Source organism: Mesorhizobium sp. M1B.F.Ca.ET.045.04.1.1, from assembly GCF_003952465.1.
Taxonomy (GTDB): Bacteria; Pseudomonadota; Alphaproteobacteria; order Rhizobiales; family Rhizobiaceae; genus Mesorhizobium; species Mesorhizobium shonense.
In genome coordinates this window covers 6,330,504-6,356,935 of sequence record NZ_CP034448.1, presented here as the reverse complement: position 1 = coordinate 6,356,935, position 26,432 = coordinate 6,330,504, and the positions used below count along the sequence as shown (strand labels likewise).

Here is a 26,432-nt window from a genome sequence, read left to right as displayed (position 1 = left end):
TGAAATGACCGCTTCCGAAACGATCCTCAGCGTCAAGGACCTGCGCGTCCGCTTCCAGACCCTCGACGGCACGGTCGAGGCGGTCAAGGGCATCAACATCAAGGTCAATGCCGGCGAAACGGTCGCCGTCGTCGGCGAATCCGGCTCCGGCAAGAGCCAGACGATGATGGCCGCGATGAGCCTGCTGTCCTCCAATGGCGAAGCGACCGGAGCGGTCGACTATCGCGGCCGCAATCTTTTGGAGATGACCAAGAGCGAGCTCAACAAGGTTCGCGGCCGCAAGATCAGCATGATCTTCCAGGAGCCGATGACCTCGCTCGATCCGCTCTACACCATCGGCAACCAGCTGATCGAGCCGATCCGCCGGCATCGGGGGTTGAATGCCCAGGCGGCGCGTGAAGAGGCGCTGAAGCTGCTCAAGCTGGTGCACATCCCCGATCCTGAGCGGCGGATGAAGTCCTACCCGCACGAAATGTCGGGCGGCCAGCGCCAGCGCGTCATGATCGCCATGGCTCTGGCCAACGATCCCGATATCCTGATCGCCGACGAGCCGACGACCGCGCTCGACGTCACCATCCAGGCGCAGATCCTGATGCTGCTTGCCGAGCTGCAGCGCAAGCTCGGCATGGCCATCGTCTTCATCACCCACGATCTCGGCATCGTGCGCCGCTTCGCCGACCGCGTCTATGTCATGCGCCAGGGCGAGGTGGTGGAGGAGGGCGATGCGGAAGCGCTCTTCGCCAACCCGCAGCATGCCTACACCAAGATGCTGCTCGCGGCCGAGCCGACCGGCACCAAGGCGGCGCCACCCGCCAGTTCGCCGGTGCTGCTCGAAGGCAGGAATGTCGAAGTGGTCTTCAGGATCGGCGGCGGCTTCCTCGGCGGCGAGCCGCTGATGCTGCGCGCCGTCGACAAGATCTCGATCCGGCTGAAGCGAAACCAGACCATCGGCATCGTTGGCGAGTCCGGCTCCGGCAAGTCGACGCTCGGCCGCGCGCTGCTGAGGCTTTTGCCCAGCGATGGCGTGATCCGCTTCGGCGACCGCGACATCTCGGAAGCGGATCGCCATGCGATGCGACCGCTCAGGCGCGAATTGCAGCTCGTCTTCCAGGATCCGTTTGGCTCGCTGTCGCCGCGCATGACGGTCGGCCAGGTGATCACCGAAGGACTCTTGGTGCACGAGCCGTCGCTGACCGGCAAGCAGCGCGACCAGCGCGCCGTCGAGGCGCTGCGCGAGGTCGGCCTCGACCCCAATGCGCGTAACCGCTATCCGCATGAATTTTCCGGCGGCCAGCGCCAGCGCATCGCGATTGCCCGCGCCATGATCCTGAAGCCAAAGGTGGTGGTGCTGGACGAGCCGACCTCGGCGCTCGACCGCTCGGTGCAGAAGCAGATCGTCGAGCTGCTGCGCAAGCTGCAGGCCGATCACCAACTGTCCTATCTCTTCATCAGCCACGACCTCGCGGTGGTGCGCGCCATGGCTGACTACATCATCGTCATGAAGCAGGGAAAGATCGTCGAGGAAGGGCCGACGGAAGAAATCTTCGGCAATCCGCGCGAGGCCTACACGCAAACGCTGATGAACGCGGCGATCGATACGACCAGGTTCCGGATCAGCGCATAAGTCCGCCACCGGTCGCTGCTAGCTCATTGCGAGGATGGGCACCTTTGCTTCCTTGCCGCGACGATCGCCTGCTGCTGTTGTTGCAGCTTTTCGATTCGGGCGGTATCGCGATTGGTCACAACCGTCTTGACCCGCTCGCCGCCGAGCAGCCAGCTCGGCACGCTGGTATTGGCGACCTTGCCGCGGCTGATGGCAGTCCGTGAGATATCGGTGGCGGTGTCGCCGAGCGCGCTGTTGAGCTCGGCACAACTCATCCTGTCGTATTTCGCTGGATCGATCGACGCGACAGTCGATGAGCAGCCCGCGGCGGAAAGCAGCGTCGCGATTACCGGCAAAATGGAAGTCGGCGTGAACTTCATTCTCCTACCTGGCCGCGCCGATGGCTTGGATTCCGTCGAACTGGGGCAGGATGCCATTAGGTCAAAGTAAGAGCGCGCTGTCGAGCACAATGGCCGGCAGCAGCCATTCAGGCTCGCCATTCGGTGCTGAATGGTTAATGCGGGAGACGGGAAGACAAGCATCCTATCTTCCTAAGAGACCGAGACGCCAAGCGCGAGATGGCGCGGTTTTGATATGATGCAACTGGGCAGCCGTCCTGGATCTTACAGTATCGATTCAATCCGAAGACGCAGGCAACGTCGCAGACGCTTCCACCAAAAACTCTCAGGCGGATCTTCCGGGCGGGACTGGCCGCCGTGGCCCTGTCTGCCTCTCCATCGAAGATCACGGCGCGGCCGCGCCGACCGCTCATCCGCACGATCAGCGTCTCGAGCTCTTCGTCGGTCATATTGGTCGAAGCATGCCGGCGGCGTTCGGCGATCGTCTCGGATACCGAAATCCCCGCCTCCTCGGGCGCATCATCGAGTATGCGCCCGATTTCGATAACGACGTCGGCATCGATGTTTCTAGGCAAATCCTGCATGGCACTTTCCCTTCGAATGTAGCCCGCCGGTCTGGAGAATTTTCGAGAACGAATTCCAGGCTGCGCTCTCGTCTGCAAAAAAAATGCGGATCGTCCGCTGACCTTTGGTGCGATTGAAGATCGCAGCCAAGCACACAAGGCTCGTGGCCGCGGCAAGAGCGGCGGCCCGACCTGAGAACGATGTGCGGACCTCTGTCGATGGTAGTCGCGACAGGAGCGCATATGGCTTCCTATCGTGGCTCAAGGAGCGGAAACATTTGACGAAGGTCACGGTCGGTGGTGACCAACGTCATGTGGAAGGCATGTTTTGCACACCTCAAAGCTAGAAAAATGGATCGCAGTTATACTGCCGGCGTTGATCGCTGATCCGGCCTTCGATCGAGTCCTGCCGCAAGGGCGATCTGCATACCCCTGCTTGAAGTGCGGATATGCGTGCCGTCAAGGATGACCGTGTCACTGTCGAGAGCAATGGCAGAACCTGAAGGCACGAAATGCGGCGACTAGGATCGGATGGCCGGCCTGCGCGCATGGCTTCAGGCGAATATCGGGAGGGAGATGGAGGGCTGAAAGTAACCGGGGCAAAAGCGCTGGCAGACGCCGCGTCATGACTCGGGTGTATCCGGTTGGGATGGGTGGCCGATTGACCTAACCCATTGTTGTTTCGGGTCGTAGTGGTGCATGGCGGCTATGAACCCGATGAGCTGCCGGCGCGAACAAGGGCCTACACGCCGGCTGGGGGCGGCATTTTCTCGCCGTCGATTGGATCGATATCCTCCGATATCTCCTGCCGCAGTTTCGGTCCCTTGGCCAAACGCCTGCCCAAGGCCGCGACGAAAGCCTCATAGCGTTCGGCCGCCTTGGCGCGAGCCGCCTGTGCCGCAGGTTCCGGCAAAGCTGGCGTGGTCGCGAGCCAGAACCGCACGAACACCGCCAGGGTTTCGATCCCGATACCGATATCGCGCTCCTGCCGGGTGAGGCGGCGATCAACTGAATCGAGGCGTTTGGCGATAGCAGCCTCACGACGTTCCTCGGCATCCGGCGACAGGAACGACGCGATCGCCGCCTCCGCGATCATGGATTGGGATTGTTCCCGCCGCGCCGCAAAGTCCGCAAGCATCTTCATGATGGCCGCATCCAGATAGACGGAGATCTGCACTTTCTTCTTGCGATCGGCCATGGCGCCTAGACCCCCATGCCATCATTGGGATCGAGAGAAACCTGCCTGGCGACTCCCTGCATGAGGCGTGCCTGGCGACGATTGTGGACCGCATCGTCGTCAGTGTCGTCGCCGGCCGCGTCGAGTTCGAACTCCTTTTCGATCGGAGCGGCTTTCTCGATCGGCTGCCCACGCTCCAGTTCGGGTTGTTGGCGCCGTTCGGACCCGATCGGAACTTCCCCGTCGTGCGTGTCGGGAGCTTCATCGACCTCAGGCGTTCAGGATCGGTAGGCTGCTCCAATCGCAAGGTCGAGCCTTCTCGGATCGGGTCAGCTCGGGCGGCGGCAGGACGCGATCGCGGAGCGGGCATCCTCGTAGTAGTGTGCCTTCTTCGCCCTGATCGGTGGTGTGCCCGCCACCATGACGATTTCGTCGCTCGGCGGAAGCTGCATGATCTCGCCAGGTGTCATCAACTGGCGGGCTGTCTCTTGCCGCGACACCATCAAATGTCCGAGCCAGGCGAAGCCGGTGGCCGGCATAGTTCTTCATCGCCCGCATCTCGGTTGCAGTGCCGAGCGCGTCAGACACACGTTTGGCGGTCCTTTCATCATTCGTTGCGAAGCTCACGCGCACATGACAATTGTCGAGGATGGAGTGTTCGGGCCGTAGGCCTTCTCGATCTGGTTAAGCGACTGCGCGATCAGGAAGCTCTTCAGCCATAGCGGCCATGAAAGCCAAGGCGGTTCGAAGAAGTCGAGGCGACCGAGCGCAGGAACTCGTCGAGCATGAGCAAAAGCCGATGCCGATTGCTCTTCGCCTGAAGCTCCTCGGTCAGGCGACGTCCAATCTGGTTGAGGATAAGGCGATGAGTGGCTGGTCCGATTGATGTCCGAAGGCGGCACGACCAAGTAGAGTGTCGCTGGTTTGATGCCGCCGACGATGTCGCTGATCCGCCAATCGCAGCGGCTCGTTACCTCGGCGACGACGGGGTCACGATAGAGGCCGAGGAAGGACATCGCCGTGGAGAGCACGCCTGACCGCTCATTGTCAGATTTGTTGAGCAGTTCGCGCGCCGCGCTGGCTATGACCGGGTGCGGGCCTGCTTCTCTCAAATGGGCGGTCTTCATCATTGCCGCCAGCGTGGACTCGATCGGGCGCCTCGGGTCCGAAAGGAAGGCGGCGACGCCGGCGAGCGTCTTGTCCTTCTCGGCATAGAGGACGTGGAGGATCGCGCCGACCAGCAGTGCGTGACTGGTCTTTTCCCAATGGTTTCGTTTTTCCAGGCTGCCTTCCGGATCGACGAGGATGTCGGCGATGTTCTGCACGTCGCGGACCTCCCATTCACCACGGCGCACCTCCAATAAAGGATTGTAGGCCGACGATTTTGAATTGGTGGGGTCGAAAAGCAGGACACGACCGTGCAGAGCACGGAACCCGGCGGTGATTTGCCAATTCTCGCCTTTGATGTCGTGGACAATCGCTGAGCCCGGCCAGGTCAGCAGCGAAGGCACCACCAGGCCGACGCCCTTGCCGGATCGGGTCGGGGCAAAGCACAACACGTGTTCCGGACCGTCGTGGCGGAGGTAACGGCGCTCATAGTGGCCTAGCACCACGCCGTCGGTGCCGAGCAGCCCGGCGGCCTTTACCTCTGTCCAATGGGCCCATCGCGCCGAACCGTAGGTCACGACATTCTTGGCTTCGCGTGCGCGCCACACCGACATGCCGATTGCAACAATGATCGAGAGGAAGCCACCGGACATGGCGATCAGTCCGCCCTCCACGAAAATGGTAGGCGCGTAGGCATCATAAAAATACCACCACCAGAACAGGGCGGGTGGGTAGTAGACGGGCAGGCCTGCGAGATCGAACCAGGGCGGGCCAAGTTGGGCCTGGAAGCCCAACCTCCATGCGGTCCATTGTGTCGCCGACCAGGTCGTCACCAGAATGATCAAGACGATGGTGAGGATCTGTCCCCAGAGGATTTTCGTGGCGGACATAAAAGCTCCTTCTTCTTCTTTGTCAGAGACCGAGCCCACGCTTGCGGGCAAAACTCCAGTCGACGCTTCCGTCATCGCGAACGACACCGCAGACATGCCGGCCGAGTTGCCTTTCGAGCGAGGGCGTCCACGGCACGAGCTGAAAGCTGAGGCTGTCGTCGAGCATCGCGAAGCGGCCTGAGGCGAGCGTGATCCGCCGACGGTACATTCCGGCAGCAAAGTCGCCGCTGGCGGCGTGGCTGAATGGCAGTCCGGTCTCGGCCGCGAGCTTCCCACCAAGCACGTCAAGTTCCCGGCGGCGCAGCGTATCGATCAGATTGCTGGTGAATACGACCCGCCTGCCTTGCCGCTCGGCGAGTCCCTGTTCGACCAGGTGATCAGAGCGGGCCCTCATGGCCTCGCGTGCTACGGCGCCGAAGCCGCCGTCGGACAAAGAGACTGGCTCTCGCGCGATATTCTGCCGATCGAGCCAGGTCGCCCCCAATGCCATGACCTGCTCATCCACACCAAGATCGGAGCAGACGGCGAGCACAACACGACGTTGGCCTCTTGCGTCATCGAACTTGTATAGTTCGACAATCGAGCCCGGCGGGCTGTCGCCTGCTGCCTCCAGGTCGCCAAGTTTGATGTGGTGTATGCGTCCGTCGATGCCGTCGACCACGGCATATGCAGTGCCACTCAACGCGTTATCGAGCCCGCGATCGACCAGTCGGCCGACAACGGGTGTGTCGAGGCTTTCGGCGGCGAGCACGTAGCTTGCTGGGCTGCGCTCGATGCCGCGCTCGGTGAGCGCGTGGTGCAACCGCTTGATAATGTCGCCACGCTCACCGAGTTCACGCAGCGTTGTTTCGGCCTTCTCGTCAATCACCCACTGGCTTGGCGCAACCTGATCGGCAAGACCAAACGCTTCGAGCCTGCGCAAACGGCCGAGCTTCAGCGTGTCATACTCATCCGGCCGCTTATGCGCAGATGGGGCGAGATCTATGACGCCGGTGTCGCGGGCATCGCGAACCAACTGGCGATCGAGTTGTGTCCAGCGCTCCGCCGCAATCTGGCTTTCGAGCGAGCGGCGGATGTCGAGATCGGTACGCAGCCCCAACTCTTGGGTAATCAGATCGCGCGCCCGATCGCGCATCCCTTCCTTGATGTAATTGCGTGCGATGACCAGGTCCTGGCCGTCGTCCCGAACGCCGCGCACGATCAGATGAACATGTGGATGCTCGGTGTTCCAGTGATCGGCCGCGATCCAATCGAGGCGCGTGTCGAGGTCCTTTTCCATCTGCCGGACCAGATCGCAGGTGAAGGATTTGAGGTCCATCATATCGAGGGCGTCGTCCGGCGAGACGATGAAGCGGAAATGGTGCCGATCGTCCTCGGCGCGCGTGGCGAAGGCCGCGCCATCGGAATTCTGCGCCTGCGGTCCGAACAACCTTGCCTTCTCCCCGTCTCGGGTCACGCCTTCGCGATGCAGATAGCTGAGATGCCTGGCAAGTGGCGTTGCGCGTACGCAACGACGGACAACGCGCGCCTTGACGACTGCGCCGCGCGATCGCGAGGTGATCAGGCGATTGGCCTGGATGCTGGCGCGCTGACCGTGGCCAAAGCGGGAGCGGTTGCCGGGTATGACTCGTCCCGAGCGCGAGATGCCACCGCCGGCTTTTCTTGCCGCGGCCAGCGCCTGGGCGATGAAGGGCCGTGCCTGCTGGGCTCTAGTCGAGCGAATGCGCCCGGGGCGAATGCGAAACTCGCGCTCATCGGCCATGGCGCTGTCCCGCAATGTGGCCAGGAGTGCCCAAACACAAGGGTTTGGGCCATTGGCGCAAATTGCGCCGAGCGGCCACAATGTGCGCAGTGGCCCCGAATGCCAGACAAACGCTGCCGTTCGACCACGGCGCAATGTGCGCCCTTTTATCCTGCCATCCCTCGGTCGTGGCGCCTGTGCCTGTCCGCTCCGCTCGCCACGGCACGCTTGAGTACGAAATGATGCAAACGGTGCCCGGACGTCTCATGGGGTGGACCTCGCACTCGCTTTGGGCACGAACAGGCCAGTTGGCGGCGGTGCTGCCCTAAGCGGTCCGTCCTTTGTCTTAGACATTGAGACGTCACCTGGTGAACGCCCCGGTTGCATCATATGGTAGGCCGGGCTGCCGTTCGGCCACGCGGCAAAGAGCGCCGTGTGCTTCCAGCCAAACGGCGACAAAGTTGCCGGGCTGATGGCTTTCGTTGTGCCGTCGTTGCCAATGGCCGCCGCAACGGTGGCGACATAGGCGCGCGTCTCCGCTGGCAGCCGCCGCCCTTGCAACGATGCTTCGTAGCGTCCAGGGCCCGCATTGTAGGCGGCAATCCAGGCGGGCGATCCGTAGCGATCAAGCAGCTCGCGAATATAGGCCGAGCCGGCAATGATGTTGTCGCGCGGATCGTAAGGATCGCCGCCAAGGCGATAGCGGGCGCGCAGATCGGACCAGGTCTCGGGCATGATCTGCATAAGGCCCATGGCGCCCTTGCGCGACGTGGCACGCAGGTCGCCGGCACTCTCGGCGCCAAGGACGGCGCGGATCCAGGCGGGCGGAAGCCGGAAGCGCCTCGCCGCTTCCGCGATGTGGGCTTCGTAATGATTGCGCGCCGACGGCGTCACGACTGTCGGGCTCTGCGCCAGTACGACCGCAGGCACAAAGCATGTGATTGAAAGGCCGCAGACCAATGCCAGAGCCGACCATGGAGCGGGGCGAGGCGTGGCTGGCGACCCCGATTGGTTCTTCGACCGACGGCGCGCCGACATCGGTCAGTCCTTCTCGGCGTGGTCGCGCGGACGCGACCACTGCAAGGACCAGGACGTCTTGTCTTCACCGTTCTGGAACAGATTGCAGCGGATCGGTTGCGCGAAGGTCGGGTCGTTTATTTGCAGCGACACGAACTCGCCCGCCTTTTCGCCGGAGCGTTTCCAGCCGGCGCCAATCGTCGGGCCGTCCACGACGCCAGCGTGTACCAGATAGTCGGGCGCGTTTCCCGCATCGCGCACTTCGGCCGCGACGATCGTAACGTCGAGGTCAAGGCTGAGCGTGCGCGTGTGCCCCGAATACCCGGCTTCATTGCGCGTGAATTCTCCAATCTGTGGCATGCCCAATCTCCTGTGGCTGATGGTCCGTGGTGAAGAAAGGCGGCACCAAGAGGCTGCCCGGGGGCGCGCTCACCGCCTTGGCGAACGCCATTGAAAGCGACCGTCGCTTTGCTCGTCGGTCCACAGCGGAACCGCGCGGCCAATGATGTGATCGGTGGTCACGAAGCCGAAGTAGCGACCGTCGAGGCTGTCTCGGACCTGACGGTTCATCAGGAAGACAGCGCCTGGCGGGATGCGTTGGCAGCCCTGCCAGCTCGGCAGGTCACGCCCGCTTCGATCGCGCACAAGTGCTGTGCCGACTTCAGTGCCATCGACTGAAACGTTGAGATTGTTCCGACAGACGGTTTGACCCGAAATGGCAAGGATGTGCTTAAGCAAAAGCACGCCCTTTGGTAGATAGCCCCGGTAGGCTAGGAGCGTTGCGAGCGATTCCGGCGGCTCGACGGCCACGAGATCGCTCACCGAAAACGACCCGCTATCAATCCAATAGAAGCCGATCGGAGCGCTGGCCGAAGCATTCCAGACGAACTTCGGCGGCACCGTCTCGATAACAGTGCAGGCCAGGCCTGTTGCCACGACTGCCGTCACAACGGCGATTTCTGATCGAGTCATGGCTGGATCTGCCGCCGCAGCAGGTAAGCCCGATGAAGATCAAGCGTATAGGCGCGAGGATCTTGGCCGGCCGCAATCTGGTTGTGGACGTGCCGCCAATGATCGGGCGAGACCGATTCCGGCTCGATGCCGAGCTGCTCGATCCCGTCGATCGTCCGCAGCACGCGCTCGACCTTGGGCCCGCCTTCGACCTTGAGCAGGATATCGCCGCCAGGTCGCACGAAAGGCAGCGTCTGATAGGCTTCGCCCAGCGCGACCGCGCGCACGATATCGACACGGGAAAGGATTGTGCCGAAGTCGTTGGCGGCCCAGCGAACAAAGGCGAAGGCGGTGCCAGGACGAAACGAAACAAGGCGCCGGCGCCCGTCGAGTATTGTCTGTCTAGCGACTGAACCGAAGCGGATCCAGTACTCGATCTTGTTCTCGACCCACGTTAGTTCGACATGAATGAGGCCTTCGTCCTGTATGGCGCCGAGCGCCGATCCGCCTGAGCGGAAGTCAACGATGATGGCCATCGTTTGTCTCCTGATCTTGCGAGCGTGATTGCGTTGCGCTGTTCCGGTTGGTGCGGGCCCCGCGTGATGGACCCGCTGCGCGGATCATACGAAACTCAGCGCCCATACCGCCCGACCGGCGCAGGAGCCGCTGGTGAATGGCGCTTGGCTGGAAGCACGGAGCCGCGCGGGTCCGAAGTCGAAGTCATCGCGCCGCGCTGCGCCCAGGCCTGCAGGTCGTCAACGCCATAGACGACGCGGCCGCCAAGCTTGCGATAGGCAGGACCGGTGCCGTAGGTGCGGTGCTTTTCGAGCGTACGCGGTGACAGACTAAGGAACGCGGCGGCTTCCTTGGTGCGAAGAAAGCGCGGCGGCAAAACTGCTAGATCAGGTCGCATTTGTCGGGCCTCCGTGGAGCTTCGGTGAACCGCTGGCGCTCAGCGGTGGATTGCGATCACGGTGGCGGAAAAGCGGCTTCGTTAGGGATGGGGAAGATTGGGGTCCTGATATTGCCACCCCCTGTCGTTAGGACCGCCTACGATGGCGCAGCATTTGTAGGTAGCCGCCAGCAATCATCGCTCCGCCGCTCTTGACGAGACCAATCACGGTGTCGCGCAGGGACGAGGTTTTCCACGGGTTGGAGGCAACACGTCCTGTCCCATAGAAAGCAGTAGCGATCTCGCGGTAGCTGGCGCCGTTCGTGCGACCATCGGAGGCCTGCAGCATCAGGCGCAGGCGGCTCCGCTGCTGAATCGTCATTCGCGTGTCCGGCGGCACGGGCCGCCTGTGACAGGAGCGCCAGAAACGCACGAGAGCCTCTACGCGTCCGAGCGTGTGGGAATCGAGCGGGATCAAGGCCGTGAGGGAACGGCTCGCCGCGGTCCCTGGAAGCAGGAGAAGCTGCGTTGCGATCCCGCTGTCATGCACGGCATGGGCTCCCTGCGGGCTGTCGCGTTGGACGTCAATCCCGGCGAGCGCCGTGGGCGGCTCGGACGACAGGAAATCAGGTGATGCCATGAGGGTCACCATCGCGGGGTTGGCGAGAGGTGACCACAGGACGTCTTGCGTCAACGCGGACAAGTCGGGCCGGGCCGCGAAATCGCAACCCCCAGCGTTTCTGGGCTTCGGTTGGGAAAGGATCCCTTTCAATTCCCTCACGCACAAGGGCCAGATAGTGCCGCTGATAAGAGCCTGAGCGGCGCAGACACTCCCAAGCCAAGCCCTCGATTGGAAGGTCGTCGAAGAACTCGTAGCTGCTGTTGTCTCGCCAATGCGACGTGTCGAGCTTCATCGTGCAGCTCCTCGCTAAAACCGCAAGTTGTGCACGAATCGATTCCCGAGTCTGGCGACTGGTGGAAGGCCCCTTAAACGCATCGCGTGATGCCTTTTCAACATCACCCTGGAAATATTCGCTATGGTGTCATTTTGGGCGCAGAAGGTGACGGTACCCAGTGCGCGTCATCCAGCGCGCCCGCGTCAAGTGGGTATCGTGGACATGTCGAGCGCGCTGCGGCTCCTTTGCCGCATCGATCCCGAAGAGGATTTTGACCACCTCACGCCAATCAGCACCGTCGGCATTGGCGTCGAACAAGCGCATGTAGAGCTTAACGTGGCTGCGATCATAGTCTGTGAGTTCGTCCCCCGTGGGAGCGGTGTCGTCGAACGGCTCAATCATGATTTTCATTCCCAACAAGCGAGACCTAAAACACGAATCTTACAGATGTCACCTCCGCGGTGGAGGCGCTCAAAGAGCGTCATGCGATACTGTACTGGCATCGCTCCGGCCGTTCGCCGTACCACTCCAGTTGGCCACTTGAGGTTCCGCCCGGTTGGCCTGGGCGGAACCTGGTGTTTTCCTCCTATTCTGCGTTGCGGCGGCTCGGGCGGGACCAGATCAGGCTGTAGCCCTCACCGTCTTCGTCGTCGAACAGGTTTGCGAAGATCGGGGCGGTGAAGCTCGGATCGTCGAGCTTGAGGCCAAGATAGTTGCGGCCCTCATTGGACTGCTTGGCCCAGGCGGCGCCGATCTCTACTCGGCCAACGAAGACCCGGTGGCTGGGGGCGTTCTCGCCGTTGGCGCGATTTTCGGGTACGATGCGCACGCCGCGGGCCTGGACGCTGAGGGTGACGATCTCGCCAGTGAACTCATTGTTCCCGGACTTCTTGAAGGTGCCGATGGTGGCCATTGTAGATCTCCTTTGATCCTGTCTGTCTCGAGCCCGCACCATTGCGGTCTCGATGGTGATCGACAGGCCGGAGGCGATCGCCGGCGCACCCCGTGGGCCGAAGCGGTCAGCGGAGGACGGCGCGAGACGACTTTGTTGCGTCGCGAGGAATGACGGCACAGCCGTCAGGGGAAGAAAGTCGTGGTGCGCCGTTGCGTCGAAGGCGATCGAGGCGAGCCGCCCTTCGGCCAGATACATCCATCGATGAGACCGCTTAGGTGCGCTCGGTGTGGCGGCCGGTATCAGATGGGTCGCGATGGCTACCCATTGCAACCTCCTCTAGCCGCCAAGCGGATGCTCAGCCGATCGTCCCCTCTTAGCTGCGTCCAATTGCCTGAGTTCGCATCTCCGAGCCAGCCTGCGCCCAGCTGGACAGGCTCCGCCTCATGATGAGGTATCCGGCACCGGCTTCGGGCTTGCCGCCTCAGTCAGCGTTCCAACGCTCCCGTTCTAGGGGTTGGTGCCCATCACGCGCCACTCGTCAGGTGCCTGCAATTGTTTTGACGATGAGGTGGTGCGCTACGCTCGTGACTTATCCGAAGCGGCTAACTTCGGTGGAGGATTTCCGGCGAAATCGCGCAGCAGCGGCAGGAAGAATGCCTTTCTGAAACGGCCAATTGGAGGATCGGGTTCAAGCTAACGATTTTCCGACGATGTCGGTATTGAACTCGTCCAGAATGATCCAAAGGTGGAGATCCTGATCAAGGCCAGCGCGCCGCTCCTATATGCGAAATATCTGCGCTGAAACGGCTCGGCTCGGCTGCTTGGTCGTGATCGGAAAGAACAGGATCAAATCGCCGCTGGAAACTCAAGACCGGCTGCCTTCGTCATCTTGAGCGTAGGTGTCGACAGCGCCTCTCGAACTCGCCGAACAGGGCATCTGGCATTGTCTCGATTGTTGCGTACATCCGATGGTCGGACCGGCGCAGCCGCCGCTCGTAGACTTCGATATCGAGCAATACCGGGCGTGGTTGTTGCGCTGGGACGTCACCGGATGGCGGAGTGCTTCGGCGATGATGTCGCCAGACTTTCGGGAGAGATCGCTGGTCGAGTGGAAGATGTCGGATTGGGGCATAAGGGCAGCCCTGTGAATTTGAAAGTTGCTGTAAAATAGATATAGGATTGTTGGTAACCGCTTTGCCTTCCGGCTGCATGTATTCGGAGCGCCTTCGGGCTTGCCCGCCGATACGAGGGTTTGGCTGGCCTAGATTACGCTGCAGCCTCGCCCGCCACGTCATTGCCGAGGTGGCTCGGTGTCCGGCTCCTGAAGTAGGCGGCGCTCATGCCCCGCCCGACTCAAATCGATATACTGGGATACCGAGCCTGCGGGCCTTGTCTGCTAGATTGTCCTGGATGCCAGTGCCCGGATAGACGATGACGCCGATCGGCATTGCATCTAGCATCGCGTCATTGCGTTTGAAGGGTGCGGCCTTGGCGTGCTTTGTCCAGTCGGGTTTGAAGGCGATCTGAGGCACCTTGCGATTGTCGGCCCATTTCGCCGCGATCAACTCAGCGCCCTTCGGCGAGCCGCCGTGCAACAGAACCATGTCCGGATGCTTGGCACGTGCCTGGTCGAGCTTTGCCCAGATCAGAGCGTAGTCGTTGAAGTCGAGGCCGCCGGTGAAGGCTACCTTCGGGCCAGGTGGCAGGAAGACCTGATTGTCGGCATGCTTCTTGGCGGCGAGGAACTCGCGGCTGTCGATCATCGCGGCCGTCAGATTGCGGTGATTGACTATGGAGCCGCTACGTGGACGCCAGATCGAGTGTGTGTGGCGCTCGAAGTGCTCGGCAGCCTGGTCGCGCATCAGTTCGAAGGCGTTGCGGCGTTCGATGAACGTCCGCCCCTGAGCGATAAGGAGCTCCAGCTCCACGGATTTGACCTCGGAGCCGTCCTGTTCGCGCTGCAGCTGCCGCTGGGAGAGTTCGTTGTCATCGAGTTCGCGTTCGATCCGGTTCGTTGCGCGATGGAAGAGGTTTACCGTGCCCCAAAGCAGTTCCTCCAGGTCGGGCTCAAGGCGCGTGTCCGACAGCGCCACTACCATGGCGTCGAAAATGTCGGCGATGCTGGTTGCGATGACATGGGCCTCCGGAAGCGGTCGCGGATCTGGTTCGTCTTCGAACGGACGGTAACCGTAGAGCTGGAGTTCCTGGAGGACGTGATCGGTTGGGGACGATGCGTGTTGCAGTTCGAACTCGGTGTCGTGCTGGTTGCTCATGGCGGCTTCCTTCGGCGGATCGGCCGCGCCCATCGCGGCCTTCATGGCGACGAAGGCGACGGCCGGTCCGGACTTGCACCCGCAGCATCAGCGCAGGGCCGGAACGCCAGTGGAGGATGGCGAAGCCTGGCTATTTTGCTTCGCGATGGAAAGGCCCGAAAACGGGGCCCCATGCGGCCCGCCCGCATGGGGTGGAAAAGGGTCGCCGGAAAATAGCCTGGCGAAGCCATTGCCGGTCCGGGCAGGCTGTCGCCCGATCGCCCTCTGGAAGGCCGTGGGCCGGTCCTTTCCCGACAAGGAAACACCATCAGCGCAAGGACGGCGACATGCCGCCTGTCGCTGTCTCTTCCTGTCAGGCCGAGAGCACCATGAAGCGGGCGACATCCTGCGGTGCCATCTGAACCCGCAAGGTTGCCCTGAGGGCATCGGAACCGAGCAGACGCAGATCCTCGTTGAAGTCGCCGAGTTGCGGCGTCAGCACGATCGCCTCGATGCCGGCCGAGCTGGCGCGTCGCATGAGGGTCGCAGTTGCCCTATCCCCCGCCGGATCGTTGTCGCGGGCGATGTAAAGACGCCGCAGCATGTCAGGAAAAAGGATGGCTGACAGATGTCCCGCGGACAGGGCCGCGATTGCCGGCATGGCGGGCAGTACCGAGCGTTGCGACAGCATGGTCTCGATGCCTTCGCCGGCGGCCATCACGTCGCAGCCGATGCCGAAGCGGACCGCGTGCCCCAACAGTTCGCCCATGGCTCGCCTCGGCGTGTCGATGGGAGCTCGGCCGAGACCAGCCTCACTGAAACCGTTCGGATCAAGCCAGGTACGGTGCGCACCGGTGAGTTTCCCGTTGAGGTCGGTAACGGCCGCGATCATCGCGGGCCAGGTTTCGGCCGGGCCGTCCTCGTCGGGCCGATAGTAGCAGCGCGGATGAAAGCTAAGGCTGCCGGTTTTGTGGAAGGCCGTTATGCCGCGTGCACGCAAATATGTCTCGACAAGCGTCCGGCAGATCGGCTGCGACATGGCAACCAGCCGTCTCGCTGCTTCGACAGAGCCTGCTACAGCGCGAGGTGCTTGCGTGTTGCGTTCGGCTGGATCGGACGTTGGCTGAGGCATGGACAAAAAGCTGCGCGCCTCATCGGCAACGTCCCTGACGTCGATCAAACCAAGTGATTCGCGAATGACGTCGAGCAGGTCACCGTGCTCGCCGGTGGCGGCGTCGGTCCACTTGCCTGCCGCGCCCTTGCCGAAATCCGGTCCCCTGAGGCGCACAAACATGGAGCGCCCCGACGTGTTGCGAGCATCGCCAACCACCCAATACCGCCCTACGCGACGACCATTGGAAAGATAGCGTCGGCACACTGCCTCGGCCTGTCGGCCGAGACAGGAAGCCAGTTCGGAGAGATCGCGCCGCGACATCAGGCTGCCCTCCTGTTCTGATCGGCATCCACCTCGATAGGCTGCGCGATTTCTTCTGGCAGATGGCAAAGCAGCCAGTCGGCCGCCTTGCCGGCCAGGCTGGCGGCGCGCAAGACTGCGCGATTGTCCTCCCGCAACACCTCCAGCCAGGATCCGATGTAGTCGGCATGCCGCACGGTCGGAACGATACCCACAGCAGCGCACGAGAAGGCGGCGCTGATTTCTGCCACCAATTCCTCGAACGCATACTTTCTGGTTCCAAAGGAACCGGAGAAGTCGCGAGCAAGACGTGAGGGATGGCCTGTGGCATGGCCAAGTTCATGCAGCGCCGTGCGATGCCAGTTGATAGGCTCGAAGTAGGCTTGAGGCGGCGGTACTTGAACGCGGTCCTGGGTTGGCGAGTAATAGGCGCGGTCGCCACCGATGCGGAAATCGATGCCTGTGGCCTTGATCAGGGCTTCGACCCGTGGCTCGATCAGGGCCGGATCCGGTGGGGGGCAAACTGCGATGTCTGCCGGCAAACCTTCACATTGCTCGGCGTTGAACACAGTGAACCGCTTAAGGAATGGAACGGTTCGGGCGTCTTCGCCGGTATCTCTGGCGCGTTTCTTCTCATCGTCAGGAACAAAGCGATCGGCATACACGACGGTTGTGCCGTGCTCGCCCTCGCGAACATTTCCGCCGAGCGCGAGGGCTTGGCGGAAAGTCAGCCAGCCTTGGGCTGTATAGCCCTGCTCGACGACAGCGCCCCAGAGGATAAGCACATTGATGCCGCTATATGCTCTGCCGGTGCTGGCGTTCTGGGGCAGCGAAAGCGGCGCCTTGGCCGCCGCGCTCCCCCATGGCTGAACCCAAGGAAGCCGACCCGCCTCCAACTCCGAGATGATCTTGTCTGTTATCTCCTGATAGAGACTCGCCCGGCCGGCAGCGGCTCCGCGTCGGTGATGGTGACTGGACATCGTGATTGCTCCGCGACAGGCGCTGGAGGACTCTCCCCAGCTTTCGACCCGTCGTGGAAAAGCCAATCCGCACTCTCACTTTTGTGGGGCCCACCTCTGTCAGGAGGGCACAGCGCAGCAATCCGGCGCCCCCTGAGAACCCGCGCCCTGTATTCGTAAGCGCGGCCTTCCGTCGCCAGGATGTTCGTGGCAAGGGCGTGGCAAGAGCCGGTCACCGGCTCGACTGTTACCCGGTCCGGCAACTCTGGCCAGCGGCAGTGCGGCAAGAGGTCCAGACAAAGAGATCGTTTTCACCATCGTTCCAGACAGGTGCAAACGATCCCAGGATCGAACGGCCGCGCGATTTTCATAAGACCTTCCTGCCTTATGCGCCGCCGTTTTTTACGCCAGAGCGTCCTAATCACAGGATAAGAGGTTTAGTGTCGTTCACATAAGGCTCTTAGAGGCGTACTTTTCGAGCGCATAACCATCTGGTGGCGAGAATGACCACGGGATAGTGCCAGCTATGCTTTCGCTATTTGATACCGATTGATCCCGCACTTACTGGCGAAAACTTTCGATCACGTCGGACAACTGTCTGGCAGTGTCGGATCATCTGAGAAGCTCAAACACTAAGCGATGACGCCGAGTTTGTCCTCGGCGTCAAACAAGAGGCATGCAATGAGCATTCCAGAGCAGTTGCACGACAATATGCCGCTCCGCCTCAACGCTGCTGCCGAGATCGCGTTCCCCGACGGCTCTATGGGCGCGGCAGGCCTGCGAAAAGAACGAGATGCTGGCCGCCTTCAGACAGAGCTGATCGCAGGCAAGGAATACGTGACCTTGGCCGCAATTGCTAAGATGAGAGAGCTATGCCGCGGACGTCGAAAGGGGCGCGCCTGGTCTGGCGCGCTGAAAGCAGAAAGGCGGACGGCAGCTTGCGCAGCCGGGCCGGCTGGTTTCTCCGCGATGGCACAACCTTCATCAGCGCTTGCGGTAGCACTGGCGACAGCGAACGCGCTGAGAAACGGCTCGCCCAACACATCATCGAAAAGTACCGGCCGGTCCGCGAGCGCGGCCGTGATCCGGCCACCGTACCGGTAGCCGACGCCGTTAGTGTTTATCTTACTGACGTAGCGCCTTTACACGCCAAACCAAAGGAAACCGCCGAACGGCTTATCGTGGTGCTAAAGTGGTTCGGCAACACGAAAATCGGCGACATCAATGGCAAGGTCTGTCGCAATTACGCGAAGGCGCACGGCAATGGCGCCGCTGCCAGACGTCAGTTGGAGGATCTGCGCGCGGCGCTAAACCACTATCGTCGAGAAGGCTATTCAAGCTTCGCGCCCGCGATCGTGCTGCCAGCAAAGCCTGTACCGCGCGACCGTTGGTTGACACGCGATGAAGCAGCCGCTCTGCTGCGCGCTGCATGGCGCATGCGCCAGTCATGGAAGGGCAAGCCAAGCGACCGCCGCACCGCCCGCCACCTCGCGCGATTCATCTTGGTTGCTCTATACACCGGCACCCGGTCGGCCGCGATCTGCGGCGCCGCCATCCGGCCGACACAGGGCGTCGGACATGTCGACCTCGAACGCGGCATTTTCTACCGCCACGCCGCCCACCGCTGCGAGACGAACAAGCGCCAACCACCGGTCAGGTTGCCTGACCGGCTGCTTGCACATATGCGTCGCTGGGCGGCAACGCCATTAGAGATCAAGACCAAGGGCCGAGGGAAGAGCGCAAGCATCGGCCGAATGATCGCGCACGACTACGTCGTGGAGTGGAACGGCAAACCAGTGCGCTCGATCAAGAAAGCCTTTCATTCCGTGGTTAAGGCGGCGGGGCTCGGCTGGTATGACGACATAACAGCACCTGACGGTAGCATTCGGCGCCTGTTCCGCACTGACATCACGCCGCACGTCTTGCGCCACACAGCCGCGACCTGGCTGATGCAGCAGGGTACCGACCGGTGGGCGGCCGCCGGCTTTCTCGGCATGACAGTCGAAATGCTGATTGAAACCTATGGGCATCATCACCCCGATTTTCAGGTCGAAGCCGCCCGGGCTATCGTCTCCAAGTCGTGTTGGCGAAACCTGCCCAAAAACACGGTCGGGACGCTTGTGGTACAGAAAGAGAACATTCCCGCCTACCCCACAGTTACCCCACAGAATCGCTGGAAATAAACGCGAACAAAGGCCGTCTGGCATCACAAGAAATGGTGGAAAACCGGGCTTTTGCCGGCCAACCACATCGTTCGGGACGATGGGGTCGCAGGTTCAAATCGTCACCTATGTCTCGAGTCGCTCAAGCACATCACACACCTCAACCTCAAATGTAATCCTATCGGGCCGGGTCATCCGAATTCCCTTCAATATCCTTGCGGCGGCGAGCTTGCCGAAAGTGATTTTGCGGTCGTTGCATGGCGGGTTACGCTGCGTCATCCACGAATAAGGAGGATCGGATGAAAACCTTCCTTGCGACACTCGCAGCATTGGGACTGTCGATGTCGGGCGCAGCCGCAAAGTGCGCGTATCACCAATCCATGGCATCAGCAGCACAGGTCGACACGACCAAAACGGCCAGCGTTGAAAAATCCGACGTGGCAAAGACAACTGACGCGCAGCAGATCAAGAAACCAGCGCCGCCCAAGACGCAGTAGCGCCTTGCCTGAAACAGTGGAGCGGCGAAATTCAGACGCCCTCCGCAATATTTAGCATTTGAGGTTGCCGTTAGAAGCCCGTTTCTGCCGGCGGTGCTCGTGTATGACTTGATGAAGGAGCCGTGGGCCAACGGAATGAAGGAACGCAACAGCCGAGACAGCGGCGAGCGCAGCTTTTCGCTGCAGGCGCGCACCTACGCTCGCCGCCGCGGTGCTGGTCGCGATCGATATTGCCAAGGTGCGCACATGATCCCGGCCGATGCCCCCCTCCAGCGCCGCCCCGCCTCCATCCGATGGCATGCCAGCCGAATCGTCGATGTTCATGTAGGCGATCGATGGCCTGGAATGCCTCTTCTGATCTCGGATCAATTTGCACCAGCAAGAAGCATCGCACGCCTGCCTATGGCCAATCTGACCGAATCGACAACCTGTCCAGGAAAGCCACGCGGTAGTGAGGAGATCACGGTATCAGCCTGCTTCTCCGCGTTTCCGGCAATGTCTTCGAAAATTCGGCGCATGACAGGGGTGCCTACGCCAGCAATGTCAGCGGTCTGTATGAAGTGGCGGGGCACAATCTCATGCACCGAATAGTGCCGACTTTTGCCGACCGCCATTGCCAACTTGAATTTTTTGCGAGTGATCTGGCCGGCATCAAGGCTGGGCTGCGCGGTCAGCACGTCGTAGAGCGGCGCCATGCGAAACCGCCCGCCTGGGCCTAGAAAGATGCTGAAATTCTTGGCGTGGCCGTCGGTCGCCGAGATCAGCCAGAATACGATGCAAGCGCGCAGAAAGACCGCTATGTCGTCTTCCGGCCAGTCACTGCCCTTCAGAAGCTCGATAATCTCTCGCATACCGGGTCCGCCCTCTGACTGGTACTTACGTGTCGGCGGGACCGACAGCGCTTGACACATATCCTCTTGAGGCAGGCGCAGGAGGCGGCCGTCCCTGGCCCACAGCCTGTCGAAGCGCTCGACGATCAGCGTGCGGCGCTCCCCGAAATCCGCGATCTCCGTCTTGGCGGCAGGAACGCCGAACGCCTCAAGCAGCTTGAGGCACAGAAACTCGTTCTCGACGCTATTGGAGAGGTCGATGCCGTTGGGCAACCTGCCGATCTGCGGCTTCAGGATATGGGTGGTGGCAGCCGTGCCGATCGGCTTGAACCAGCGTCCGTCCTTGCGCAACAGCGCCGTCTTTTCCTGGGCGCCGGCGATCGAGATGCGGAAATCCTCATCCTCACCCAGGCCGAGAGGAGCGGCGGTAAGGTTTTCGATTATTCCGGCTATGTCCGTTTTGCTGACTGGCTTGCCATCGCTGCTGCCCGCATTGCCAGGATCAATGCCGTCAGGCAGGAACTGCAGCGCACCGACGCAATCGTGGCCCAGCACGGCGAGCAGGCTGTAGGCATCGGTGCCAGCCGCGCCGACGCGTTCGGCAACCCGCTTGCGGATGGCTTCATTGTCAGGAAGCAGGTTGTCGAAGACGTTGATCACAGGCGCGCCAATATAGCGGTCCTCCCGCAAAGGAAGTGAGAGCGAAACCGGGAAGGTACCGTGCCAGTCCAGCCATTCGCGGGCGTATTGGAAGTCCACGGCGCCGTTTGATTGCCTGCGCAACACGCCCACGAGACGCCCGTTCAGGAAGACATTAAGCGGTGTGTGAGCCGGCCGCCTCGCCATCAGAACAAGTCTTCCATCTCGGTGGCGCTGCTTTTGCTGCGCGGGCGAACGACGAGTTCAAGGTCGAGGGCGGAGAGAGCGGCCATCAACGTGCTGAGCTGCACCGCTGGCTCGCCGGCTTCAAGGCGGGACACGGTGGCCTGGCGCAGGTGGATTTGATTGCCAAGCGTCTCTTGCGTGAGGTCGGCCTGCCGGCGGGCGCGACGCAGGATGGCGCCGAGTTGCTTCTCGTTGCGAGCGATCTGGTCGGTCATGATAAGCCTCCAGAGGGCCATATACGCGTTAGCGTATTTCTTGTCAATATACGCGATCACGTATGGAAGAGGTTTATACGCAAATGCGTATGATATGTCAATATACGCGGTCGCGTATGGAATCTGCCATTGCAATCCCCAACCTCATGGAAAGGCTGTACGCGCGAGCGCCGTCCTTCTCCTGTATTTACACGCCACGCTACTACGCCTCGATAAACCTGTTGCAGCAGCTAAGAATACCGTTCTCTTAATCATCCCCGACCGGGGACCGCCTGCATTGTTCCCGACCGATACGGGGACAAAATGGCAGCTTTGCACAACAACACCGAACGACGCGCGCGCAGTTCGCGCATGCTGCGCACCGCGCTCGGTCAAGCCATCAGCCGGTTCCTCGACGATCCGGCAATCGTCGAAGTGATGTTGAACCCGGACGGCCGAATCTGGGTGGATCGGCTTTCGGAGGGTCTGGCTGACACGGGCCAGATGCTGCCGGCCGCCGATGGCGAGCGCATTGTGCGTCTGGTCGCTCACCATGTCGGCGCTGAGGTGCATAGCCGTTCCCCGCGCGTCTCGGCTGAGTTGCCGGAAACCGGCGAACGCTTCGAGGGGCTGCTTCCGCCCGTCGTTTCAGCGCCCGCCTTCGCGATCCGCAAGCCGGCAGTCGCTGTGTTCACGCTCGAGGACTATGTCGCGGCGGGCATAATGACCGCCGGCCAGAAGGCCACGTTGCGCGCCGCAGTAGTGGGCCGCGCGAACATCCTTGTGGCGGGTGGCACGTCCACCGGCAAGACGACGCTGACCAATGCCCTGCTCGCCGAAGTGGCGAAGGGGTCGGATCGCGTCGTCATCATCGAGGACACGCGCGAACTGCAATGCTCCGCGCCCAACATGGTCGCCATGCGCACCAAGGATGGGGTCGCATCGCTCGCCGACCTGGTCCGCTCCTCGCTCCGCCTTCGTCCTGACCGCATCCCCATTGGCGAAGTGCGAGGCTCGGAGGCGCTTGACCTTCTGAAGGCTTGGGGCACCGGACATCCCGGCGGCATCGGCACCATCCACGCCGGCTCCGGCATCGGCGCCCTGCGGCGTCTCGAGCAACTCATCCAGGAAGCCGTCGTCACCGTTCCGCGCGCCCTGATAGCCGAAACCATAGACATGGTCGCCGTTCTATCCGGACGCGGTTCTGCGCGCCGGCTCACCGAGCTCACCCGGGTCGAAGGACTTGGTCCCGACGGCGACTATCGCACTTCCCAAGCCAGCCAGAACAATGAAGGAGACAATTCATGATCCGCGCTCTCTCGCGAGGCTACCGGCGTATCGCCGCTTCAGGCACGACGCTCTTCATCAGTCTCATGGCCGCCTCGGCCGCCAACGCCGCCGGATCGTCAATGCCGTGGGAGCAGCCGCTGGAGAAGATCCTTCAGTCGATCGAAGGTCCGGTCTCCAAGATCATTGCCGTGATCATCATCATCGTGACCGGACTGACGCTCGCCTTCGGCGATACTTCCGGAGGTTTTCGGCGACTGATCCAGATCGTCTTTGGCCTCTCGATCGCCTTCGCGGCGTCCAGCTTTTTTCTGTCGTTCTTCTCGTTTGGCGGCGGAGCGCTGATCTGATGGCGACCGCTTTCGAACAGATCGATGCGGTGCCGGGATATGTGGTCTCCGTTCACAGAGCTCTGACCGAGCACATCCTGCTCGCCGGCGCGCCGCGTTCGATAGCGATCATGAACGGCACCCTCGCGGGCGCGGTCGGCCTCGGCCTGCGGCTCTGGCTGGTCGGTCTCCTTCTCTGGGCGCTCGGACACTTCACGGCGGTGTGGGCCGCAAAGCGCGATCCGCTCTTCGTTGAAGTCGTCCGGAGACATCTGCGCCTTCCCGGCCACCTGTCGGTTTGAGGGCGCGGCCATGATGAACCTTGCTGAGTTTCGCCGGGACGCCAACCGCCTGGCCGACTACCTGCCTTGGGCTGCGCTCGCGGCGCCTGGCGTGTTGTTGAACAAGGACGGGAGCTTTCAGCGCACCGCAAGGTTTCGCGGTCCAGACCTGGATTCCGCCGTGGCGGCAGAACTGGTGGCGGTCGCCTCGCGCATCAACAACGCCTTCCGTCGTCTGGGCTCCGGTTGGAGCATTTTCGTCGAGGCGCAGCGCCATAAGGCGGCGACCTATCCCGACAGCCAATTTCCCGATCCCGCCTCCGGCCTGGTCGACGCCGAGCGCAAGGCCGACTTCGAGGAGGAGGGCATCCACTTCATATCGAGCTACTTCCTCACCTTCCTCTACCTGCCGCCGGCTGAAGATGCGGCGCGGGTGGAGACCTGGCTCTACGAGGGGCGCGAACAGTCCGGCGTGGATCCTCATGAGATCCTGCGCGCGTTTGTCGACCGCACCGATCGCGTTCTCTCGCTTCTCGACGGCTTCATGCCGGAATGCCAGTGGCTCGACGATGCCGAGACGCTGACCTACCTGCATTCGACTGTCTCGACGAAACGCCATGGGGTGCGCGTCCCGGAGACCCCGATCTATCTCGATGCGCTGCTGGCGGAGCAGCCGTTGACTGGGGGACTCGAGCCACGCCTTGGCGACCAGCATCTACGCGTTCTCACCATTGTCGGCTTTCCGACCGCAATGACGCCAGGCCTGCTCGACGACCTCAACCGGCTCGCTTTTCCCTATCGCTGGACGACACGCGCGATCCTGCTCGACAAGTTCGACGCTACCAGACTGCTGACGAAGATCCGACGGCAATGGTTTGCCAAAAGGAAGAGCATCGCCGCGATCCTGAAGGAAGTCATGACGAACGAGGCGTCCGTGCTCGTGGACACGGACGCCGCCAACAAGGCCGCGGACGCCGATATCGCCTTGCAGGAACTCGGCGCTGACGTTTCGGGCATGGCCTACGTCACCGCGACCATCACGGTCTGGGACGCCGATCCGCATTTGGCGCAAGAGAAACTGCGCCTTGTCGAGAAAGTCATTCAGGGTCGCCACTTCAGCGCCATGCTGGAAACGGTCAATGCCGTCGATGCCTGGCTTGGCTCATTGCCCGGACATGCCTACGCCAATGTCCGCCAGCCGCCCATCTCGACACTCAATCTCGCCCACATGATCCCCCTCTCTGCCGTGTGGGCGGGGCCGGAACGGGACGAGCACCTTGGTAGTCCTCCCTTGCTATATGGCAAGACCGAGGGCTCGACCCCGTTCCGGTTGTCCTTGCATGTCGGCGACGTCGGCCACACTTTGGTGGTCGGACCCACCGGCGCTGGCAAGTCCGTGCTGCTCGCGCTGATGGCGCTGCAGTTCCGACGCTATCTGCACAGCCAAGTCTTCGCTTTCGACTTCGGTGGCTCAATCCGGGCCGCGGCACTCGCGATGGCCGGGGATTGGCACGATCTCGGGGGTGGCTTGACCGAGGGCAGCGATGCCTCCGTCTCGCTCCAGCCTCTCGCCCGCATACACGATACTTATGAACGCGCCTGGGCGGCCGACTGGATCGTTTCGATCCTTGCGCGTGAAGGGATCCCGATCAACCCGGATGCCAGGGAGCATGTCTGGACCGCGCTGACGTCGCTCGCCACAGCGCCGGTCGAGGAGCGCACCATCACTGGCCTCAGCGTGCTGTTGCAGGCGAACGACTTGAAGCAGGCCCTGCGGCCATATTGCGTTGGAGGCCCATACGGGCGGCTGCTAGATTCTGAAGCCGAGCATCTCGGCGCGGCATCCGTGCAAGCCTTCGAAATCGAGGGTCTTGTCGGCACCGGAGCAGCACCTGCTGTTCTGTCCTACCTGTTCCACCGCATTGGCGACCGGCTCGATGGGCGGCCGACTCTTCTGATCATCGACGAGGGATGGCTCGCCCTTGATGACGAAGGTTTTGCCGGCCAACTGCGCGAGTGGCTGAAGACGTTGCGCAAGAAGAACGCCAGCGTCGTCTTTGCCACCCAGTCATTGTCCGACATCGACAGCTCCGGCATCGCGCCGGCGATTATCGAAAGCTGCCCGACCCGGCTGCTGCTGCCCAACGAACGCGCGGTCGAACCGCAGATCACGGCGATCTACCGCCGCTTCGGCCTCAACGACCGCCAGATCGAGATCCTGGCGCGCGCGACGCCAAAGCGCGACTACTATTGCCAGTCGCGGCGCGGCAACCGTCTCTTCGAGCTCGGCCTTTCCGAGGTCGGTCTCGCGCTCTGCGCCGCTTCGTCCAAGACCGACCAGGCTCTCATCGCCAGTGTTGCCGCCGAGAACGGTCGCGACGGTTTCCTCGCGGCCTGGCTGCGCGCCAGAAACGTTGCCTGGGCCGCCGACCTCATCTCCGCCCCGCCAATCTCTACCCCGCAACCCGAAAAGGAGGCCCAATCATGATTACCCGTCACGCCCGCGCACGCGCCCTTACGCTGGCCGCGGCCATGCTCGCCTTGCCCCTCTCGGTATCGCCCATCGCTGTCAGGCCGGCGCACGCCTTCATCGTGTTTGATCCATCGAACTATGCCCAGAATGTGCTGACGGCTGCGAGATCGCTCCAGCAGGTCACCAACCAGATCACCTCGCTGCAGAATGAAGCCCAGATGCTGATCAATCAGGCCCGCAATCTGGCGAGCCTGCCCTTCTCCTCGCTCCAGCGATTGCAGCAATCGGTGCAGCGCACCCAGCAACTGCTCAACCAGGCGCAGAACATCGCCTTCGACGTCCAGCAGGTCGACAAGATCTTCCAGCAGCAATACGGCAGCGTGTCCCTGTCCACGTCCGATCAGCAACTCGTCGCTGATGCGCGCTCGCGTTGGCGAAACACCGTCGGCGGTCTTCAGGACGCCATGCGGGTTCAGGCCGGGGTCGTTGGAAACATCGACACCAATCGCGCCCAGATGTCTGCGCTGATTGGCGCCAGCCAATCGGCGATCGGCGCGCTCCAGGCGACGCAAGCCGGCAACCAACTCTTGGCACTTCAGGCTCAGCAAATCGCCGACCTCACCGCCGTCGTCGCTGCCAACGGTCGCGCCCAGACGCTGACCGACGCCGAGCGCGCCGCCGCGGCCGAACAGGGCCGCGAGCAACGCCGTCGCTTCCTCGCAGCCGGCTCTGGGTACCAGGCTGGCAATGCCTCAATGTTCAACCGCTGAGGATCACG

General features: G+C 62.1%; 27 protein-coding genes and 3 pseudogenes. 8 read left to right on the top strand and 22 right to left on the bottom strand.

Features of this window, described 5'->3' with window-relative positions; all coding sequences use genetic code 11:
* The first annotated feature begins 4 nt into the window (after positions 1 to 4).
* Positions 5 to 1,624: an ABC transporter ATP-binding protein gene (locus EJ071_RS31745; RefSeq protein ID WP_126101374.1), complete on the top strand. Its 1,620-nt coding sequence runs from the start codon at positions 5 to 7 to the stop codon at positions 1,622 to 1,624.
* Between the two features lie 23 nt (positions 1,625 to 1,647).
* Here the strand turns inward: EJ071_RS31745 and EJ071_RS31740 are convergent, their stop codons facing one another.
* The 19 genes and pseudogenes from EJ071_RS31740 to EJ071_RS31645 form a co-directional block, all read right to left on the bottom strand.
* Positions 1,648 to 1,983 carry a hypothetical protein gene (locus tag EJ071_RS31740; protein ID WP_126101373.1) on the bottom strand — a complete coding sequence of 112 codons (336 nt, stop codon included), beginning with the start codon at positions 1,981 to 1,983 and terminating at the stop codon, positions 1,648 to 1,650.
* A 134-nt stretch (positions 1,984 to 2,117) separates the two neighbouring features.
* Positions 2,118 to 2,546 carry a hypothetical protein gene (locus tag EJ071_RS31735; protein ID WP_126101372.1) on the bottom strand — a complete coding sequence of 143 codons (429 nt, stop codon included), beginning with the start codon at positions 2,544 to 2,546 and terminating at the stop codon, positions 2,118 to 2,120.
* A gap of 721 nt (positions 2,547 to 3,267) precedes the next feature.
* Positions 3,268 to 3,723: a CopG family transcriptional regulator gene (locus EJ071_RS31730; RefSeq protein WP_126101371.1), complete on the bottom strand. Its 456-nt coding sequence runs from the start codon at positions 3,721 to 3,723 to the stop codon at positions 3,268 to 3,270.
* Between the two features lie 5 nt (positions 3,724 to 3,728).
* Positions 3,729 to 5,699, bottom strand: a pseudogene (locus EJ071_RS31725) (conjugal transfer protein TraG).
* Between the two features lie 22 nt (positions 5,700 to 5,721).
* Complete coding sequence (locus EJ071_RS31720; RefSeq protein WP_126101370.1) at positions 5,722 to 7,461, bottom strand: VirD2 family relaxase/mobilization nuclease; 1,740 nt, start codon at positions 7,459 to 7,461, stop codon at positions 5,722 to 5,724.
* A gap of 243 nt (positions 7,462 to 7,704) precedes the next feature.
* Positions 7,705 to 8,370, bottom strand: coding sequence for a lytic transglycosylase domain-containing protein (locus EJ071_RS31715; RefSeq protein ID WP_245460047.1), 666 nt, complete (start codon positions 8,368 to 8,370; stop codon positions 7,705 to 7,707).
* A 111-nt stretch (positions 8,371 to 8,481) separates the two neighbouring features.
* Entirely contained in the window at positions 8,482 to 8,817 is a 336-nt protein-coding gene (locus tag EJ071_RS31710) for a DUF736 domain-containing protein (RefSeq protein WP_126101369.1), read from the bottom strand.
* A gap of 69 nt (positions 8,818 to 8,886) precedes the next feature.
* A complete protein-coding gene (locus EJ071_RS31705) occupies positions 8,887 to 9,429 on the bottom strand; it encodes a S26 family signal peptidase (protein WP_126101368.1) in 543 nt (180 codons plus the stop codon).
* Positions 9,426 to 9,944: a DUF2840 domain-containing protein gene (locus EJ071_RS31700; protein WP_126101367.1), complete on the bottom strand. Its 519-nt coding sequence runs from the start codon at positions 9,942 to 9,944 to the stop codon at positions 9,426 to 9,428. Before EJ071_RS31700 ends, EJ071_RS31705 begins: the two co-directional genes overlap by 4 nt.
* Before the next feature lie 95 nt (positions 9,945 to 10,039).
* Positions 10,040 to 10,321, bottom strand: coding sequence for a helix-turn-helix domain-containing protein (locus EJ071_RS31695; protein ID WP_126101366.1), 282 nt, complete (start codon positions 10,319 to 10,321; stop codon positions 10,040 to 10,042).
* A gap of 127 nt (positions 10,322 to 10,448) precedes the next feature.
* Positions 10,449 to 10,940: a DUF2285 domain-containing protein gene (locus tag EJ071_RS31690; RefSeq protein WP_245460046.1), complete on the bottom strand. Its 492-nt coding sequence runs from the start codon at positions 10,938 to 10,940 to the stop codon at positions 10,449 to 10,451.
* The gene (locus tag EJ071_RS31685) at positions 10,927 to 11,214 is read right to left on the bottom strand and encodes a DUF6499 domain-containing protein (protein ID WP_126101364.1); all 288 of its coding nucleotides are present in this window, start codon (positions 11,212 to 11,214) and stop codon (positions 10,927 to 10,929) included. The genes EJ071_RS31690 and EJ071_RS31685 overlap by 14 nt, the downstream gene beginning before the upstream one ends.
* Before the next feature lie 129 nt (positions 11,215 to 11,343).
* Entirely contained in the window at positions 11,344 to 11,598 is a 255-nt protein-coding gene (locus EJ071_RS31680; RefSeq protein WP_126101363.1) for a DUF2285 domain-containing protein, read from the bottom strand.
* 184 nt (positions 11,599 to 11,782) lie between these two features.
* Positions 11,783 to 12,109: a DUF736 domain-containing protein gene (locus tag EJ071_RS31675; protein ID WP_189521583.1), complete on the bottom strand. Its 327-nt coding sequence runs from the start codon at positions 12,107 to 12,109 to the stop codon at positions 11,783 to 11,785.
* Positions 12,110 to 12,680: 571 nt separating this feature from the next.
* Positions 12,681 to 12,941, bottom strand: a pseudogene (locus EJ071_RS39745) (hypothetical protein).
* Positions 12,942 to 12,956: 15 nt separating this feature from the next.
* Positions 12,957 to 13,223 (bottom strand): annotated as a pseudogene (locus EJ071_RS39740) (prevent-host-death family protein).
* Positions 13,224 to 13,428: 205 nt separating this feature from the next.
* Entirely contained in the window at positions 13,429 to 14,364 is a 936-nt protein-coding gene (locus EJ071_RS31655) for a DUF2493 domain-containing protein (protein WP_126102799.1), read from the bottom strand.
* A gap of 352 nt (positions 14,365 to 14,716) precedes the next feature.
* Positions 14,717 to 15,778 (bottom strand): toprim domain-containing protein, encoded by a 1,062-nt coding sequence (locus tag EJ071_RS31650; protein WP_126101362.1) that lies wholly within the window; start codon positions 15,776 to 15,778, stop codon positions 14,717 to 14,719.
* On the bottom strand, positions 15,778 to 16,737 hold the full coding sequence (locus tag EJ071_RS31645) for a zincin-like metallopeptidase domain-containing protein (RefSeq protein WP_126101361.1): 960 nt from the start codon (positions 16,735 to 16,737) through the stop codon (positions 15,778 to 15,780). The genes EJ071_RS31650 and EJ071_RS31645 overlap by 1 nt, the downstream gene beginning before the upstream one ends.
* 851 nt (positions 16,738 to 17,588) lie before the next feature.
* On the opposite strand from EJ071_RS31645, the gene EJ071_RS31640 reads away from it, so the two are divergent.
* Together EJ071_RS31640 and EJ071_RS31635 are read left to right on the top strand one after the other, a co-directional pair.
* A complete protein-coding gene (locus EJ071_RS31640; protein WP_126101360.1) occupies positions 17,589 to 18,899 on the top strand; it encodes a tyrosine-type recombinase/integrase in 1,311 nt (436 codons plus the stop codon).
* A gap of 278 nt (positions 18,900 to 19,177) precedes the next feature.
* On the top strand, positions 19,178 to 19,375 hold the full coding sequence (locus tag EJ071_RS31635) for a DUF680 domain-containing protein (protein ID WP_126101359.1): 198 nt from the start codon (positions 19,178 to 19,180) through the stop codon (positions 19,373 to 19,375).
* Positions 19,376 to 19,426: 51 nt separating this feature from the next.
* Here EJ071_RS31635 and EJ071_RS38850 read toward each other — a convergent pair whose 3' ends face one another.
* The 3 genes from EJ071_RS38850 to EJ071_RS31620 are packed head-to-tail and all read right to left on the bottom strand — an operon-like array spanning position 19,427 to position 21,305.
* A complete protein-coding gene (locus EJ071_RS38850) occupies positions 19,427 to 19,699 on the bottom strand; it encodes a hypothetical protein (protein WP_126101358.1) in 273 nt (90 codons plus the stop codon).
* A 41-nt stretch (positions 19,700 to 19,740) separates the two neighbouring features.
* Positions 19,741 to 21,051 (bottom strand): type II toxin-antitoxin system HipA family toxin, encoded by a 1,311-nt coding sequence (locus tag EJ071_RS31625; protein WP_126101357.1) that lies wholly within the window; start codon positions 21,049 to 21,051, stop codon positions 19,741 to 19,743.
* Positions 21,051 to 21,305, bottom strand: coding sequence for a helix-turn-helix transcriptional regulator (locus tag EJ071_RS31620; protein ID WP_126101356.1), 255 nt, complete (start codon positions 21,303 to 21,305; stop codon positions 21,051 to 21,053). The genes EJ071_RS31625 and EJ071_RS31620 overlap by 1 nt, the downstream gene beginning before the upstream one ends.
* Positions 21,306 to 21,608: 303 nt before the next feature.
* On the opposite strand from EJ071_RS31620, the gene trbB reads away from it, so the two are divergent.
* Genes trbB through trbJ form a run of 5 tightly spaced genes read left to right on the top strand, consistent with a single transcriptional unit; the run spans position 21,609 to position 26,424 of the window.
* Positions 21,609 to 22,592 (top strand): P-type conjugative transfer ATPase TrbB, encoded by a 984-nt coding sequence (gene trbB, locus EJ071_RS31615; protein WP_126101355.1) that lies wholly within the window; start codon positions 21,609 to 21,611, stop codon positions 22,590 to 22,592.
* Positions 22,589 to 22,921, top strand: coding sequence for a TrbC/VirB2 family protein (locus tag EJ071_RS31610; RefSeq protein WP_126101354.1), 333 nt, complete (start codon positions 22,589 to 22,591; stop codon positions 22,919 to 22,921). Before trbB ends, EJ071_RS31610 begins: the two co-directional genes overlap by 4 nt.
* Positions 22,921 to 23,202, top strand: a complete 282-nt coding sequence (locus EJ071_RS31605; RefSeq protein WP_126095122.1) for a VirB3 family type IV secretion system protein — start codon at positions 22,921 to 22,923, stop codon at positions 23,200 to 23,202. Before EJ071_RS31610 ends, EJ071_RS31605 begins: the two co-directional genes overlap by 1 nt.
* 10 nt (positions 23,203 to 23,212) lie before the next feature.
* A complete protein-coding gene (gene trbE, locus EJ071_RS31600; protein WP_126101353.1) occupies positions 23,213 to 25,669 on the top strand; it encodes a conjugal transfer protein TrbE in 2,457 nt (818 codons plus the stop codon).
* Positions 25,666 to 26,424: a P-type conjugative transfer protein TrbJ gene (gene trbJ, locus EJ071_RS31595; protein WP_126101352.1), complete on the top strand. Its 759-nt coding sequence runs from the start codon at positions 25,666 to 25,668 to the stop codon at positions 26,422 to 26,424. The genes trbE and trbJ overlap by 4 nt, the downstream gene beginning before the upstream one ends.
* The last annotated feature ends 8 nt before the right edge of the window (positions 26,425 to 26,432 follow it).

Excerpts from the sequence above, each read along its gene's own strand:
- EJ071_RS31730 (WP_126101371.1), bottom strand. The coding sequence starts at position 3,723 with ATGGCCGATCGCAAGAAGAAAGTGCAGATCTCCGTCTATCTGGATGCG.
- EJ071_RS31745 (WP_126101374.1), top strand. The coding sequence starts at position 5 with ATGACCGCTTCCGAAACGATCCTCAGCGTCAAGGACCTGCGCGTCCGC.
- EJ071_RS31635 (WP_126101359.1), top strand. The coding sequence starts at position 19,178 with ATGAAAACCTTCCTTGCGACACTCGCAGCATTGGGACTGTCGATGTCG.
- EJ071_RS31620 (WP_126101356.1), bottom strand. The coding sequence starts at position 21,305 with ATGACCGACCAGATCGCTCGCAACGAGAAGCAACTCGGCGCCATCCTG.
- EJ071_RS31700 (WP_126101367.1), bottom strand. The coding sequence starts at position 9,944 with ATGGCCATCATCGTTGACTTCCGCTCAGGCGGATCGGCGCTCGGCGCC.
- EJ071_RS31740 (WP_126101373.1), bottom strand. The coding sequence starts at position 1,983 with ATGAAGTTCACGCCGACTTCCATTTTGCCGGTAATCGCGACGCTGCTT.
- EJ071_RS31655 (WP_126102799.1), bottom strand. The coding sequence starts at position 14,364 with ATGAGCAACCAGCACGACACCGAGTTCGAACTGCAACACGCATCGTCC.
- EJ071_RS31605 (WP_126095122.1), top strand. The coding sequence starts at position 22,921 with ATGGCGACCGCTTTCGAACAGATCGATGCGGTGCCGGGATATGTGGTC.
- EJ071_RS31690 (WP_245460046.1), bottom strand. The coding sequence starts at position 10,940 with ATGGCATCACCTGATTTCCTGTCGTCCGAGCCGCCCACGGCGCTCGCC.
- trbE (WP_126101353.1), top strand. The coding sequence starts at position 23,213 with ATGATGAACCTTGCTGAGTTTCGCCGGGACGCCAACCGCCTGGCCGAC.
- EJ071_RS31720 (WP_126101370.1), bottom strand. The coding sequence starts at position 7,461 with ATGGCCGATGAGCGCGAGTTTCGCATTCGCCCCGGGCGCATTCGCTCG.
- trbB (WP_126101355.1), top strand. The coding sequence starts at position 21,609 with ATGGCAGCTTTGCACAACAACACCGAACGACGCGCGCGCAGTTCGCGC.
- EJ071_RS38850 (WP_126101358.1), bottom strand. The coding sequence starts at position 19,699 with ATGAACATCGACGATTCGGCTGGCATGCCATCGGATGGAGGCGGGGCG.
- EJ071_RS31680 (WP_126101363.1), bottom strand. The coding sequence starts at position 11,598 with ATGATTGAGCCGTTCGACGACACCGCTCCCACGGGGGACGAACTCACA.
- EJ071_RS31735 (WP_126101372.1), bottom strand. The coding sequence starts at position 2,546 with ATGCAGGATTTGCCTAGAAACATCGATGCCGACGTCGTTATCGAAATC.
- EJ071_RS31645 (WP_126101361.1), bottom strand. The coding sequence starts at position 16,737 with ATGTCCAGTCACCATCACCGACGCGGAGCCGCTGCCGGCCGGGCGAGT.
- EJ071_RS31640 (WP_126101360.1), top strand. The coding sequence starts at position 17,589 with ATGCCGCGGACGTCGAAAGGGGCGCGCCTGGTCTGGCGCGCTGAAAGC.
- EJ071_RS31625 (WP_126101357.1), bottom strand. The coding sequence starts at position 21,051 with ATGGCGAGGCGGCCGGCTCACACACCGCTTAATGTCTTCCTGAACGGG.
- EJ071_RS31685 (WP_126101364.1), bottom strand. The coding sequence starts at position 11,214 with ATGAAGCTCGACACGTCGCATTGGCGAGACAACAGCAGCTACGAGTTC.
- EJ071_RS31610 (WP_126101354.1), top strand. The coding sequence starts at position 22,589 with ATGATCCGCGCTCTCTCGCGAGGCTACCGGCGTATCGCCGCTTCAGGC.
- EJ071_RS31650 (WP_126101362.1), bottom strand. The coding sequence starts at position 15,778 with ATGTCGCGGCGCGATCTCTCCGAACTGGCTTCCTGTCTCGGCCGACAG.
- EJ071_RS31675 (WP_189521583.1), bottom strand. The coding sequence starts at position 12,109 with ATGGCCACCATCGGCACCTTCAAGAAGTCCGGGAACAATGAGTTCACT.
- trbJ (WP_126101352.1), top strand. The coding sequence starts at position 25,666 with ATGATTACCCGTCACGCCCGCGCACGCGCCCTTACGCTGGCCGCGGCC.
- EJ071_RS31710 (WP_126101369.1), bottom strand. The coding sequence starts at position 8,817 with ATGCCACAGATTGGAGAATTCACGCGCAATGAAGCCGGGTATTCGGGG.
- EJ071_RS31695 (WP_126101366.1), bottom strand. The coding sequence starts at position 10,321 with ATGCGACCTGATCTAGCAGTTTTGCCGCCGCGCTTTCTTCGCACCAAG.
- EJ071_RS31705 (WP_126101368.1), bottom strand. The coding sequence starts at position 9,429 with ATGACTCGATCAGAAATCGCCGTTGTGACGGCAGTCGTGGCAACAGGC.